The sequence below is a fragment of the Acinetobacter sp. G18 genome (genome assembly GCF_052660225.1).
In genome coordinates this window covers 3,085,431-3,099,689 of sequence record NZ_CP109658.1, presented here as the reverse complement: position 1 = coordinate 3,099,689, position 14,259 = coordinate 3,085,431, and the positions used below count along the sequence as shown (strand labels likewise).

At 38.7% G+C, this 14,259-nt stretch carries 15 protein-coding genes; 8 read left to right on the top strand and 7 right to left on the bottom strand.

From position 1 onward, the window contains the following. The first annotated feature begins 77 nt into the window (after positions 1-77). The gene (locus NE363_RS14665) at positions 78-839 is read left to right on the top strand and encodes a ferredoxin--NADP reductase (RefSeq protein ID WP_445535341.1); all 762 of its coding nucleotides are present in this window, start codon (positions 78-80) and stop codon (positions 837-839) included. 47 nt (positions 840-886) lie between these two features. On the opposite strand, the gene NE363_RS14660 is transcribed toward NE363_RS14665, so the two are convergent. After that, positions 887-1,306 carry a hypothetical protein gene (locus NE363_RS14660; protein WP_171057774.1) on the bottom strand — a complete coding sequence of 140 codons (420 nt, stop codon included), beginning with the start codon at positions 1,304-1,306 and terminating at the stop codon, positions 887-889. Between the two features lie 292 nt (positions 1,307-1,598). On the opposite strand from NE363_RS14660, the gene NE363_RS14655 reads away from it, so the two are divergent. The 3 genes from NE363_RS14655 (at position 1,599) to NE363_RS14645 (ending at position 4,020) form a co-directional block, all read left to right on the top strand. Next, a complete protein-coding gene (locus tag NE363_RS14655) occupies positions 1,599-1,826 on the top strand; it encodes a hypothetical protein (RefSeq protein ID WP_191010873.1) in 228 nt (75 codons plus the stop codon). 227 nt (positions 1,827-2,053) lie between these two features. Continuing rightward, on the top strand, positions 2,054-3,721 hold the full coding sequence (locus tag NE363_RS14650) for a mechanosensitive ion channel (RefSeq protein ID WP_445535340.1): 1,668 nt from the start codon (positions 2,054-2,056) through the stop codon (positions 3,719-3,721). 128 nt (positions 3,722-3,849) lie between these two features. Next, positions 3,850-4,020, top strand: coding sequence for a hypothetical protein (locus tag NE363_RS14645; protein WP_019457074.1), 171 nt, complete (start codon positions 3,850-3,852; stop codon positions 4,018-4,020). A 12-nt stretch (positions 4,021-4,032) separates the two neighbouring features. On the opposite strand, the gene NE363_RS14640 is transcribed toward NE363_RS14645, so the two are convergent. From NE363_RS14640 to NE363_RS14620, 5 genes are all read right to left on the bottom strand, one after another. Further along, positions 4,033-5,232 (bottom strand): NAD(P)/FAD-dependent oxidoreductase, encoded by a 1,200-nt coding sequence (locus tag NE363_RS14640; protein ID WP_445535339.1) that lies wholly within the window; start codon positions 5,230-5,232, stop codon positions 4,033-4,035. Positions 5,233-5,349: 117 nt separating this feature from the next. Then, a complete protein-coding gene (locus NE363_RS14635) occupies positions 5,350-6,231 on the bottom strand; it encodes a 1-aminocyclopropane-1-carboxylate deaminase/D-cysteine desulfhydrase (RefSeq protein WP_445535338.1) in 882 nt (293 codons plus the stop codon). A 65-nt stretch (positions 6,232-6,296) separates the two neighbouring features. Beyond that, positions 6,297-7,418: an HlyD family secretion protein gene (locus NE363_RS14630; protein ID WP_445535337.1), complete on the bottom strand. Its 1,122-nt coding sequence runs from the start codon at positions 7,416-7,418 to the stop codon at positions 6,297-6,299. 40 nt (positions 7,419-7,458) lie between these two features. Continuing rightward, positions 7,459-9,102 (bottom strand): MFS transporter, encoded by a 1,644-nt coding sequence (locus NE363_RS14625; RefSeq protein WP_445535336.1) that lies wholly within the window; start codon positions 9,100-9,102, stop codon positions 7,459-7,461. A 1-nt stretch (position 9,103) separates the two neighbouring features. Next, complete coding sequence (locus tag NE363_RS14620) at positions 9,104-9,667, bottom strand: TetR/AcrR family transcriptional regulator (protein ID WP_004703463.1); 564 nt, start codon at positions 9,665-9,667, stop codon at positions 9,104-9,106. A 180-nt stretch (positions 9,668-9,847) separates the two neighbouring features. Between NE363_RS14620 and NE363_RS14615 the strand changes: the two genes are divergently transcribed. From NE363_RS14615 to NE363_RS14605, 3 genes are all read left to right on the top strand, one after another. Beyond that, on the top strand, positions 9,848-10,471 hold the full coding sequence (locus NE363_RS14615) for a LysE family translocator (RefSeq protein WP_445535335.1): 624 nt from the start codon (positions 9,848-9,850) through the stop codon (positions 10,469-10,471). A gap of 162 nt (positions 10,472-10,633) precedes the next feature. Further along, positions 10,634-10,822, top strand: a complete 189-nt coding sequence (locus NE363_RS14610; RefSeq protein WP_019457069.1) for an NF038215 family lipoprotein — start codon at positions 10,634-10,636, stop codon at positions 10,820-10,822. After that, positions 10,803-11,138, top strand: a complete 336-nt coding sequence (locus NE363_RS14605) for a calcium-binding protein (protein ID WP_086496331.1) — start codon at positions 10,803-10,805, stop codon at positions 11,136-11,138. The genes NE363_RS14610 and NE363_RS14605 overlap by 20 nt, the downstream gene beginning before the upstream one ends. Positions 11,139-11,219: 81 nt before the next feature. On the opposite strand, the gene metG is transcribed toward NE363_RS14605, so the two are convergent. Continuing rightward, entirely contained in the window at positions 11,220-13,286 is a 2,067-nt protein-coding gene (metG, locus tag NE363_RS14600) for a methionine--tRNA ligase (RefSeq protein ID WP_445536392.1), read from the bottom strand. Between the two features lie 356 nt (positions 13,287-13,642). Between metG and NE363_RS14595 the strand changes: the two genes are divergently transcribed. Continuing rightward, entirely contained in the window at positions 13,643-14,143 is a 501-nt protein-coding gene (locus tag NE363_RS14595) for a hypothetical protein (RefSeq protein WP_004703453.1), read from the top strand. Positions 14,144-14,259: the final 116 nt, after the last annotated feature.

Sequence of the window (14,259 nt, the reverse complement as noted above, 5' to 3'; positions counted from 1 at the left end):
GCCTTAACGTTTAAAAGTATTCATTATTTCGGCTGTCATGCTAACATGAGCGCACTATTTCATGCCACGTTGAAATCATGTCAATTGAAAAATTTAGCGTAGAAAAAGTTTTATCAGTTCATCGTTGGACCCCAACACTTTTCAGCTTTACCATGACTCGCCCTTCGCATTTTAAATTTACCGCAGGTCAGTTTGCGCGTATAGGTTTAAAGGTAGGTCACGAACTGGTTGTCCGTGCTTATTCGGTGGTGTCTTCTCCATTTGATGAAACGCTAGAGTTCTTCTCAATTGTTGTACCAGACGGTGCTTTCACTTCGAATCTACAGCATTTGAAAGTCGGTGATGAGCTATATTTAGAAAAAATTCCATATGGCTATCTGACTTTGGCGCGTTATCAGCAACCTTTACCGCATGATTTATGGTTATTAGCAACAGGTACAGGTTTGGCTCCATTTTTGTCGATGCTACAAGACTTTGAAACTTGGTCTAATTATCAAAAGATTAGTTTGGTCTATAGCGTCCGTACAGCAGATGAATTGGCTTATGTCGATCGTATTCAAGAGATTGCTGAAACGTTTGGGGACGGGCATAACGGCTTTAAATTTATTCCTATTATTACCCGAGATTCATCTGCGCCGTTGCATGAGCGCTTACCGGTTTTAATCGAAAATGGTGAGTTAGAAAAAGCAGCAGGTCTAGAACTTAATTCAGCAACCAGTCACGTTATGTTATGTGGAAACCCACAAATGGTAGATGATACCAAAGAAGCTTTAAAACGCCGTGGTTTGACGATGAATCGTCGTGGTGAAGGAAATATTGCGGTAGAAAATTATTGGTAAAAACCGAAAATAAAATATTTTAAGAAAACTTTTTATGGATATGTTTATTAATGGACAAACATATCCATAAATTCACGAATTTCTGAAATCGCGCTGTCGACATCTGTTGAAAGCCAAGTTGGTTCAAACAGACCTGCATAATATTCAAGACGATCTTGAGGAACAACCAAGCGAACAGGGCAGTCTTCTTCAAGTAAACGCCACGGTAAAATTGGGACTTCATTGTCCAGAAATACATTGATATTACGAATATCAACAATCATCGCATTAACACATTCAGGGAATGGCATGACCGAGAACTCTTCGGTACGGCGACGGAAATACTCAAGATCACCCCATTTTAACTGGAAGCTTGGTTTATTAAATTCAATAATACCAATGAGATGCTCATCTCTTGTTTGATGCAAATAACATTGATGTGTGACGTCAGTGTCGAGATCAAGAGTTACGCTTTGCTGACGATACATCATAAAATTGAGTAGCTTTAAAACAAGGGGGCTTATTATAGCCTATTTTATAAAAAGTAAGCGCTAAAACATATTGTATTACAAATCGAGTTTTAAAGAAGGTGATGAATAAAATGAGATTATATTTTTAATAGTCAAAATTAATGTGGCTAAATTTTATACTAAATTTATTATTTTAAAAGTAGAGTTTTGCAAACCTAGTCACCTACGCATAATGCTTTTTCACACAATGCAACAAATCAAATTGTTATGATGATTATAAAGTTAATGATAATAGAAGAGGGGAAAGAAGATGCATGATTTTTCAAAACCACCTCATGTGACGAGTCCTGAAGAAACTGCGAAAAAAAGAAGATTGCCAGTTTATATTTTAATTATTGTTGGGCTTTTTCTTATTGCACTCATCGTCTACATGGTTGCTGATCATAGCAAAACGCCTAAAGAAGAAGGAGCTTTTCAACATGAGGCCACACCACATGTCATGATGGGTAGTCCTGATTTGAAGACTTACAAAGGATAGTAAGCCCAACAGTATATCTTGATAGAAAGCCTTTAGGATGTGTCCTGAAGGCTTTTTTTGCAATCTTTTGCATCAATTTGTTGTATTTATGCAGAAGGTTGTTGATTGAAAAATATTCAAAACATAAGGTGACATAGACCGCATTTATCGTCATTTTTTACAACGAACTGGTGTTTTTCATTTATTGATAACACTGAAAAGAACATAACAATTGAGGACATAACAATATGAATGAATTTTTTAATGGGCCTCGCGGCGCTCAGTTTGATGCGATGTATTACTGGGATCAGTTTCATCCTATTTTGGCTGCAATTGTCATCTTACTGGTTGGCTGGATAATCGCTTTATTAGTTGCAGCAGGGGTAAAAAAACTTCTGCAAAAATTAAATACAAATGCCAAATTATCTTCAGCTACAGGACGTACTCCTAATATAGAAGGCCTCGTCTCCAAAGTCATATTCTGGTTTATTCTGATTCTTGCTGTGGTTGCCGCTTTAAATGTGCTCAACATCAGTGGAGTGAGTGGACCATTTAGCAATATGGTGAATCAGGTACTCGTCTATATTCCAAATATTATTGCTGCCGTGGTGGTGGGTTTCATTGGTTGGATCGTTGCTCGACTGGTGCGGGCGGGAATTACCAATGTGCTATCCAGAACGCAACTTGATGACAAATTAAGTAGCGAAGTAGGGGTAGGGGGAATTAGTCAGAATATTGGTGAAATTCTTTACTGGCTTGTGTTATTGCTTTTCCTTCCTATTGTTCTCTCAATCTTAGGGTTAACAGGTTTACTTATTCCTGTTCAAAATATGGTAAATGAGGCAATAGCCTTCTTACCAAATATCTTTATTGCTGGCGTTATCGTTTTTGTTGGTTATATCTTGGCAAAAATTGTACGCGGTATTGTTGAAGGCTTAATCAATAGCTTAGGCGTTCAAGCGCAAGCTGAAAAAATTGGTCTTTTCAAAAGCTCTAATGTAGGCAAATTTTTAGGTTCATTTGTTTTTGCCATTATCATCATTACGACATTGATTGTGGCATTTGAAGCTTTAGGTATTGAGACAATTTCTCAGCCAGCAACAGCAATGCTCAATGAAATCTTGCAAGCGATTCCAAACATTATTGCTGCTGGTTTAATTTTACTGGTTGCTTATATTGTTTCTCGTTTTGTTGGACGTCTAGTTGCTGAACTCATTGCAGGAACAGGTGTTGATGAAATCCCTGCAAAATTAGATGTACAACGCTTTTTCGGTCAAACTAAAGTTTCTGGTGCTGTTGGCTGGTTAATCGTGTTCTTTACCATGTTGTTTGCAGTTTCAGAAGCTGCTGACCGTCTTGGCTTTGAACAGATTAGTGGTCTAATCGCAATGTTTATCCACTTCGGTGCAAACATTCTATTGGGCGCTGTAATCTTGGTGATTGGTTTCTGGCTTGCCAATGTTGTGGCAAATGTGGTGCAACGCGGTGAATATAACAGTTCGCGTTGGTTAGGTAGTTTGGTTCGTGTCTTAATTATTGGCTTAGTCCTTGCGCTTGGTTTAAAAGCGATGGGTATTGCTGATTCGATTGTGAACCTAGCATTTGGTTTAACTCTAGGTGCAGTTGCAGTGGCTTTTGCGCTTGCATTTGGCTTAGGTGGTCGTCAACCAGCGGAAAGACTGTTGTCTGACTTGCTCGATAAAGCGAAAAAAGAAGCAAATCAACCAAATCCTTTATATCAACCACCTTCTACTACAACAGCAAGTACGTCTTCGGCTTCAACTGCGCCAACGGCTACAACTTCATCATCAACTGTTTCATCTGATGCAAAACCAGCAGATTCTGCCCAAGTAAATCCATCACAACCACCAGTAAATAAACCGTTTGGTTCTACTGGCGAAAATGATGAAATTTAGTAGGTGTAACTAATTTTCAGATAAACAGTACAAAAAATCTTTGATTTTTGTGATAAGTTCGACCACTCTATATTGAGTGGTCGTTCTGTCTTTGACAGCTATAAAAACAAATAAGTGAGGAAAATACGATGAAAAAGCCTGGTCGTTTTTTAGCACCTGTTGTAATTGCTGGGATTACCGTTGGTTTTTTAGCAAGTGCTTATAAATTTGTGTTTAGCAAATCTGATTCATCAAAACAGGCAACAACGCATACACGTGACGCTGAAAAATCATCAAGTGAAGCGAAAGCAGCAAATTAGCTTATTCAGCATTTAAACATATTGCGCTGCTGCATAAGCAGAAGACCAAGCCCATTGGAAATTATAACCGCCTAAATGGCCGGTCACATCCAGTACTTCTCCAATAAAGAACAATCCTTTCTGCTTTTTGCTTTCGAGTGTTTTAGATGAAACTTCAGTTGTATCAATTCCACCTAAGGTCACTTCGGCAGTACGATATCCTTCAGTGCCTGATGGTTTAACCGAAAAACCATGTAATTGCTCAGCAATATGCTCTAGCTGTGCATCACTGATATTACCAATCGCCGTTTCGCTATGCTCTGGCCATATGAGTTGTTGTAGCTCTTGTACAATACTTTTCGCCGTAAACTCATTCAAAAGGGTGCGCAATAAAACTTTAGGCTGTGCTTTCTTTTTATCTTTTAAATAAGCTGCCAAATCTTGGCTTGGGAAAAAGTCAATTTTAAAACTTTCTCCAGTATTCCAATAGTTAGAAAGCTGTAAAGAACTTGGCCCACTTAATCCACGATGGGTAAATAATAACGCTTCAGTAAAGCTATTTTTTGAGTTGCTTAACGTAACATCTAAAGCATTACCACTTAAGCGAGTGGTGACTTCTTTAATATGATCTGAAAAAGTAAATGGAACTAAACCTGCACGAGTAGGGAAGACTTGGTGTCCAAATTTTTGTGCTAATTCATAGCCAAATCCAGATCCGCCCAAAGTCGGAATAGATAAGCCTCCTGTAGCAACAACTAATGACTCACAGCTAAAACGACCTTGATTGGTGTGTACAGAAAAACCGCCTTGTTCTAATGGGTCGATCTGTCCAACTTCACAATGGGTTTGGACTTCAACATTGTTGGTTTTATTACACTCACTCACCAACATCTCTAAAATTTCTTTAGCGCCGTTTAACGTAAATAATTGCCCGTGTTTACGTTCTTCATAGGCAATTCCATAATCACACACCAGACCAATAAAGTCCCAGTTGCTATAGCGTGACAGGGCAGAAATGACAAAGTGCGGATTATGAGAAATATAGTTATCAGGCTCTACATAGAGGTTGGTAAAGTTACACTTGCCTCCGCCCGACATTAAAATCTTTTTACCAATTTTGTTGGCTTTTTCTAAAATTAAAACCGAGCGCCCTCGTTTAGCAGCATGTGCAGCCAACATGAGTCCAGAAGCGCCTGCACCTAAGACAATGACATCGACATGACTGTTAGACATAAGAGATTCTCGATTAATCGTGAAAATTTAAAAGGGGCATATACTACCATGTCAGCACTTACTCGTGCTAAAGACATTTACTGCTATGCAGAGTAATGTGCACTAAAAGCTAATAAGTTATTGATGTGATTTATTTCTTATATCTGCCTGTAAACCACCAGAATGAATTGCCAAAATGCGAGTTCCTTCAGAAAAGTAATTATTCTTTATAAGATCAAACAGACCGAACATCATCTTTCCCGTATAGATCGGTTCTAGTGGTACCGCATGCTGCTCTTCAAAACTGTCTATAAATGCCAATAATTCGGGTGAAGTTTTTGCATACCCACCACAGCAGTATGCATCTGTCACAGACCAGTTCTGTTTTTTGGTCCACTGCCGAATTTCTTGTTGTAAAAAGTCACCTTTTAAAGCCGAAAACCCTAAGACTTTTTGGTGTAGTCCACTCCTTTCAATAAGACCCGAAATCGTTCCGCCAGTTCCTACTGCACAGCAAATGACATCATAGTTTTGCAAATCGCTTTGGCTGAGAATTTCCTGACAACCTTGAACAGCCAATTCATTGGTGCCGCCTTCTGGAATAATAAAAGTTTCAGGAAACTGATGACCTAGCTTTTGAAGATAATTTGCGTCATCTCGCAAGCGATACTCATTGCGTGAGACAAAATGTAGCTGCATTCCCAGACTTTGGGCTTTTGCCAAAGTGGGGTTAAGAGGCTTACTCGCTAACTCTTCACCACGAATAATTCCAATACTATGTAAGCCAAAAAGATGAGCTGCATAAGCAGTTGCAGCAATATGGTTGGAATAAGCCCCACCAAAAGTCAAAATAGTTGATAGACCTTGTTGTTTTGCGGCAAGCAGATTGTATTTTAGTTTGAAAAATTTATTGCCCGAAATTTGAGGATGAATTAGATCTATCCTTTTAATGTCGAGATGAACAGATGAGGGGAGTTCAATGTGCTGGTAGGAAATCGGTTGGGCAATGTGATCAAACATTAGAAATTGAGAAAAATAATGAATGATCACATTGTAGCTTTTTAAAGAGAACTTTAAAAAGCTGATTAAGAACTTGTATCGACAGAAGTAATTACTGACATACCAGGGCGTAAGTGTTCCATTCCTTCCTGATTCGGGTCTATGGTGATGCGTACAGCTATGCGTTGCACAACTTTAGTAAAGTTGCCTGTCGCATTGTCTGGCTTTAACACACTGAACTCTGAACCTGCAGCAGGTGAGATTTGCTCAACATGGCCTGTAAATTTTTTGTGGTTCATGGCATCGACAGTAAACCATGCTTTTTGACCAATTCGCATATTGGCAATTTGGGTTTCTTTAAAGTTAGCAATCACCCAAGTTTGCTGTGGAATTAAGTAGAGTAACTGTGAGCCTGCCGCGACATATTGTCCAACACGAGGGTTTACTTCACCCAGTTGACCATCCATTGGAGCAACAATAACGCTATAGTCTTTGGTGGTCTGTGCTTGGTCTAACTGTGCTTTAGCACTTGAAACTTGTGCTTCTAAGCCAGCTTCTGCGACCTGCGCGGTTTTCAAAGCCTCTTTAGCAACTAAAACATTCGCTTCTGCCTGTTTAAGTGCTGCAAGGTTATTTTCAGCATCGGCCGCGGCTTTATCTTGCTCAGATTTAGAGGCTGCACCACTATTTCCTAGCTGTTGGTAACGTCTAAGCTGAGCTAAAGAGAGTTCGTATTGAGCTTTTGCTTGATCGACTTTAGCTTGCGCCGCCACAATATCAGCTTGCTTCTGAGCAATGGATTGGGTTTGGTTGGCTAAAGTATTTTTAGCTTGTTCAACCCCAGAAGCTGCCTGAGTTACTTTTTGGTCATAAGTGGTTGCATCAATGTGCATTAACACTTGACCCTTTTTAACGTGATCAAAGTCTTTGACTAATACATCTTTAATGTAGCCATTAATTTGTGAAGATAAAATCGTAGTTTTACCTTTGACATAACTATTGTCAGTTTGCTGGACACTCGTTGCAAAAGGACCAATTCTCCATGCCCATAAAATTACTAAAATACCGATAATAAGGACTCCCAACATCCAGAACAGAGTTGAGCTTTTTGTCGGAATCAATTTACTTGCAGGTGCAGGTGCAGGTGTTGGCTCGTTGGCAGGAACCTGAGCAGGTGATTGTTCCGGTTTGTTTTGATCATCTGACATATATCAATCTCAATTTCTATTTCATCAATAACAAAAGCCTTTAAGGGCGGCTAATTCCTCTACGTTGTAGATATTTACTACGCGCAATGTTAAATCCACCCCATAAGAGCAGTGCGATAGCAAAAATACCGTTTAACGCAATAACATCATTGTAGGCGCGCACTTGGGCTTCACGGGTGACTACTTGATTGAGTGTGCGCATGGCCTGAGTCGTTTGTAATGCCGGGTCATTTGTTGTGATGGCTGCACTACGTTGATAGGTGGAGAGCCTTTGAGAAACTAACGGATCTGATTGTTCTAAATCTTTAATAATCTCGACTTGATAGTTCTGTGTGCGGTGTTGTTGATAGGTCGAGAAGAAAGAAGACCCGACAAGGCCACCAAAGGTTTGAGTTGCAGAAAACAAGACAATAAAAGTCACTACATACGAAGGACCTTTAGCCAAAGTTTGGGCAAAGCCAATAAGCAATAAAGGCCCAATAAATAAACCACCTGCGAAGCCTACTAAGAACTGACTTGCAAAGAAGTTCACAGGCCGAACATCACTGGTTAAGTGGTAATCTAGTCCGCATGCAACCAGAATCAAGAACTCTGCAAAAAGTAAGTGGAAGATAATTCGTTCACGTGAAAAAGTCAGTGCACTAAACAGCGTTCCGCTTAAAATCCCGATGAATATCACTACATAAAGAGGTACAAACTGATCAGGCCCCATTCCCATAGCTTTTAAGAAATTAACCGCAGCATAGCTTTGCTCTGACATTAGAAGTCGAATAGCAAAAGCACCAAAAATGAAACGCAAGGTCGAAGCAGTACCTAGCCAACGTGTCATAATTAATGGATTGGCTCGATAGTGTTCATAGAGCAAACCAAGAACAACCAAACTAAAGCCAGCAATTAAAACGTAAGCAAGCCATTCACTGTTAAACCACCATAAAATTGGGCCTTGTGTAAGCACAATACATAAACATGCAAAACCGGGAGCCAGTAAAGCAAAGGTAAAGAAATCCTGCTTCTCAAATACATAAATACGTAAGCTTCGTGGTAGTTTCAATGAAACAACCATGGCTAAACAACAAAGTGCTAAACCTAGCTCAAAGGTGTAAAGAACAGACCAACTGTCTGTACTTACAAGAAATGGAGAAATAATCCAAGCGACGGGAACCCCTAACTGCTGAAAACCGAAGGCAATATATATACCTTTTGCCATATCTGCTTTTTTAAAAGCTTGCATGGTGTAATACATACCTAAAGAGCTGAGAGGTGCACCAGCCAAACCCGCTATAACCCTTGCAAATAGGGCCATTTCGTAGGTATGCACAAAAATATGTAAAACCAGCACGGCAATAAAAATAACCAGTCCTATTTCCGAAAATACTCTCAGACCATACTGTTGCCGGGCTTTAAACAAAATCAGGTTTGAGCTGACATTTGCCATGACATAAGCAGCAGGTAGCCAAGCAGCTTCGGAAGGCGTCAGTCCATATTCACCTTGAATTAAAGGTAAATTCGCCGTAATAAAACCATTACTTAAACTTGCCGAAAGGGCTATAAATAAACCAATAAAAAAGTAAATAAACCGCTTAGGTACAGAGTGTGCAATTGCTGCTGGTGAACCAGGCAAAGTCGGTTGCTCGTCTGGTGTCCAGTCGGGTGGTGTTTCTAAATAACGAGGCGTTTTACTCATTCTATCCCTCGAATTTTTGTACTTGAATACCATTAAATAGTAATTCAATTGCTCGTTTTGCTAAGCGAGTCTGTTCTTCTGGCTCATGTCCTTGAAATGAAGAACCTAACATTGCAGTGACCATTGCATAGTCATTGGCAGTGAGATCAGCTCGACACAGTTTTTGTTCTATGGCATTTTCAATCAGTGGTTTAAGTGCATTATTTCGCCGTTCATAAATTTTTAACATAATTGGATCTTGTCGATCAATCACTCTCCAAAAATCTTGCAAAATTGCAAGCTTAGGAAGTTGTGCAATATGTCCTTCAATTAAACGAAATAAACCATCTTCGAATTGTTGAAAATGAGCTGCTTTTTGCTCTAGCTGTGTAATTGCACGCTCTAAAAGGGCGCTAATTAAGGCCTTACGATCACAAAAGTTGCGGTAAAAAGTTGCTCTACCTACACCTGCATGGTCAATCACAACCTGTAAGGGGACATTAATGCCATGAATACGAAAACATTCTTCGGCAGCATTGAGTAATTCATCCCGATTATGGGCAGCAATTTTTTGGCGGGTACTCATGTTCTTGGTTTTGAGAGTTTTAAAGACCGATATATTTAACGGACATTTTTGTCCGTTGTGAAGATATAAATTGTAAAAACATGAAAATTCAATTTTCATCATTTATATGTTTTCCATTTTTATATGTGACATAAAAAGCTGTTAGAATACCGCGCAATTGCGTAATGCTAGGTCAATACAATGTTTGAGTCCCTTATTTCTCTTTTTTCAATTGCGATGGCATTGATGCTTGGAGCAATAAGTCCTGGGCCAAGCTTTATTTACGTAGCACAAAATTCAATTTCTAAATCACGTAAACATGGTTTGTTTACAGCTTTAGGTACAGGTACAGGCGCAGCTCTTTTTGGTTTTCTAGCTGTTATGGGGTTGCAGGCAGTTTTATTAGCAGTGCCTTCTGCTTATTTAATCTTAAAAATTGGTGGTGGGCTGTATTTGCTTTGGCTGGCTTTTAAAATTATTAAACACGCTAAAGAACCAATTGCCATGGAAAATGATGGCAAATCAAAAATGACTTATAAACAGGCATATCGTTATGGCCTGATTACCCAGTTAAGCAACCCGAAAATTGCAGTCGTTCTAGCGAGTGTATTTACTGCTTTATTGCCAAAAGAAATTCCAAATTACTACTACGTTGCATTGCCAGTGATTTGTTTTATGATTGATGCAGGGTGGTATTCATGTGTTGCAATGCTGCTCTCTTCAGAGAAGCCTAGAACAATGTACTTAAAAGCAAAAACTGGCGTTGACCGAGTGGCTGGAAGCATTGTGAGTTTATTGGGTTTAAAATTAATTTTCTTCAAATGATAAGCCTTTAATTAAAATATCTAAAAAATACAAAGCCAGCTATTTAAAGTCTGGCTTTATTTTTGAGTAAAATATATACAAATTGAAATATCTTTTTTTATACTTAAATATTTAAAAAGTGGTAACTTAATAAATAAAACAAAAAGAAATGAGGATCACGTTATGAAAAAACTAATGGTGAGCATTTCTGTAGTTTTTCTCATCTTAACTACAGGGTGTGAGATGAAAACAATGAGTAAGCCACAACCAGCAAATGAGCGGACCATGAGCATTGTTGGTACACCTGTTCATGAAAAAGATTACAAGATTTCCGATTTACAAGCCAATAATCATGAGCAATCCAACTATTAAGTTACTCACAGCTTGCATCACTTACTGTATGTTAAATGTAGTAAGTGCATGTGAGCCTGCATCCTTGGATTGGAAGCTTTTTCAGGAAAAATATGATTTAAATCATGATGGAATGTACAGCTTAAAAGAATTTGAACGTGTCCAAGATTTCTACCCGTATAACTGGCCTACGGATAAGCGTTTTCAGGGAGAGAATAAGCAAACAGAGCTATTTCATTATTTAGATGAAAATAAGAATGGCTATTTAACAAATGAAGAGTTGGGGAATATACACGTTTTATTTAGTAACCCTTGTGAAGGGCGGCCATGGACATGATTTAAATCTTCTTATAGATGTTTCTAGAAAATTTATAGTTAAAAAAGCTCCCAAGTTAGGGAGCTTTTTTATTAAAGCAAATTAAGAAACTTTATCGCCAGGTTTTGCACCGCTATCTGGTGAAATAATGAAAATACCTTCACCATTTCCAGCAGCAAGTACCATTCCGTTTGAAATACCAAAACGCATTTTACGTGGTGCAAGGTTAGCCACCATGACAACCAATTTACCTTTTAAATCTTCTGGTGCATATTGGCTACGAATGCCACTAAATACGTTACGTGGTTCAGCTTCACCAACGTCTAACGTCAGTTGAAGTAACTTATCTGAACCTTCAACTGTACCTGCTTCAACAACCTGAGCAACACGCAAGTCAACTTTTAAGAAGTCTTCGATACCGATAATTTCAGCTTCACCCACTGCTGGAGTAGGGGCAGCTTTTTTCTCTGCCGCTTTGTCCTTTTTCGCCGTTGCTTTAGTTGCTTCTGGAGCAGGAGTACCTAAAGACTCTTTAGAAGCATCGACCATTGCCGCAACAGCTTTTGGATCAACACGTTGCATCAATGGCTGGAACTGTGCAATCTCATGACTTACAAGAATTTGTTTGCGTGACTCGAAATCGAAGCTTTCAAGTTTTAAGAAGTCTTGAACTTGCTTTGCCAAAGTTGGAAGAACTGGAGCCAAGTACACCGCGAGTTGACGGAATAAGTTGATACCCACAGAACATACATCAAGAACTTGTTGCTCTTGACCTTCTTGTTTAGCAAGTGCCCAAGGTTTTTTCTCATCAATATATTGGTTTGCACGGTCAGCAAGCGCCATAATTTCACGGATCGCCGTAGAGAATTCACGTGCTTCATATGCTTTAGCAATTGAATCGCCTGCATCAATAAAGATTTGTACTAACTCAGATTCTGTACATCCAGCAGATAAAGTATTGTTAAAGCTACTATTGACGAATTTTGCACAACGGCTAGCAATATTGACGACTTTACCGACTAGGTCTGAATTTACTTTTTGAACAAAGTCATCAAGGTTCAAGTCAGAATCTTCAACCTTATCTGAAAGTTTAGAGGCAAAGTAGTAACGTAAATATTCTGGGTTTAAATGCTGTAAATATGTCTCGGCCTTAATGAAAGTACCACGTGACTTAGACATTTTTTGTCCATTTACAGTCAAGAAACCATTTACGAACAAGCCTGTTGGAGTGCGATAGTTCGCACCTTCAAGCATTGCAGGCCAGAATAAAGCATGGAAATAAACAATGTCTTTACCAATAAAATGATAAACATCGTTTTGACTATCTTTTTTCCAGAAATCATCAAAGTTTAAATCTGGGCGTTTAGTTTTGATGTAGTTTTCAAAACTAGACATATAACCAATTGGTGCATCTACCCACACGTAGAAATATTTATTTGGTGCGTCTGGAATTTCAAAGCCAAAATATGGTGCATCACGAGAAATATCCCAGTCTGCTAAACCAGCTTCAAACCACTCATCTAACTTGTTCGCAATTGAAAGTGGTAAGCGACCTTCATCACGCGTCCATTTTTGTAAATATTCAGAGAAGTTTGGAAGCTTGAAGAAATAGTGGTCTGATGATTTTTCAACTGGTGTTGCACCACTTAAAGTTGAACGCGGGTTAAGTAACTCTGTTGCATTATAAGTTGTACCACATACTTCACATGAGTCACCGTATTGATCTTCTGACTTACATTTCGGGCATGTGCCTTTAATGAAACGGTCAGATAAGAACATCCCTTTTTCTGGGTCAAATAATTGAGTTACAGGGCGAACTGCAATATTTCCAGCTTCACGGTTTTTAATGTAGATATCTGTTGAGCGTGCTTTGTTTGCATCGCTATGTGTTGAATCGTAATGATCGAAATGAACGCCAAAACCGTCAAAATCACGAATGTGTTCTTTTTGAACATTCGCAATTTGCTCTTCTGGGCTAATACCATTCGCTTCGGCACGTAGCATAATCGCTGTACCATGAGCATCGTCCGCACACACATAAGTCACATCATGACCCATTGCCCGCATGGCACGAACCCAGATATCTGCCTGGATGTAACCGAGTAAATGACCCATATGAATTGGACCATTCGCATAAGGGAGGGCATTAGTGACTAAAATTTTACGCACGGATTTCATTCTCTCATTCGTATTTATAAGGTGGAAGATTTTAACTGATGAGTAAAGAAAAACAAAGCATAAGAAAGATTGCTTCATAAGGGGGGCGAGTGCAAAACAAGAGCTAAGCTTGAGTAGTTGGATAAGCAAAGATTAATAATCTTTGGCTAGAAGCAAGGGGAAGCAAAACATATTTTAAGTTAAAAGTTATTTCTCTTTAGAAAAGATAAACAAATCAAAAAATATTTGAATCTTCCTGTATTGTCTTTGTTTCAAATTGCAGTTACGGTCAGAAAATAAGTCATAACGATGTATAACTATTAACTTACTTCAGGTAATTTTTTTAATTAACGATGAGGATAACAACGATGACTACTGAAAATAAATTAGATGAATTAAAGGCAAAAGCGGCAGATGCAAAAGTAAAGGGTGAGAAAGCTTTGGACGACCTAAAGGAAAATGTTAAAGAGAAACAGGCCGCTGCAAAAGATGCTGTTGAAGATAAAGTAGATGAATTAAAGTCAAAGGCAGCAGATGCAAAAGCACAAGGTGAAAAAGCCTTGGATGATTTGAAGGACAATGTAAAAGAAAAACAGGCTTCTGCAAAAGATGCTGTTGAAGATAAAGCCACTGATTTGAAAGGCAAACTTGATGATGCTCAGCATAGTCTGCAAGATAAGTTTGATCACTTACGTACTGAAGCGGCCCATAAGCTTGATGATGCTAAAGCCAAAGCCGCAGAATTGAAGGAAGAAGCTGCATCAAAACTTGATGAGTTAAAAACCCAAGCAACTGCAAAGTTTGATGAATTGAAGAAAACAGCAACAGATAAACTAAATAAGTTAAAAAATCACGATTCTGCTGAATAAGCTGATTTAAACTAAAATCCGTGCTGCTCACTCAAATGTTGAGGCTTTAAAATTAGCAATTATTCATTTCGAGTTGAGCGAGTACGGACCAATACTGTTACACTAGCTCCAATAAG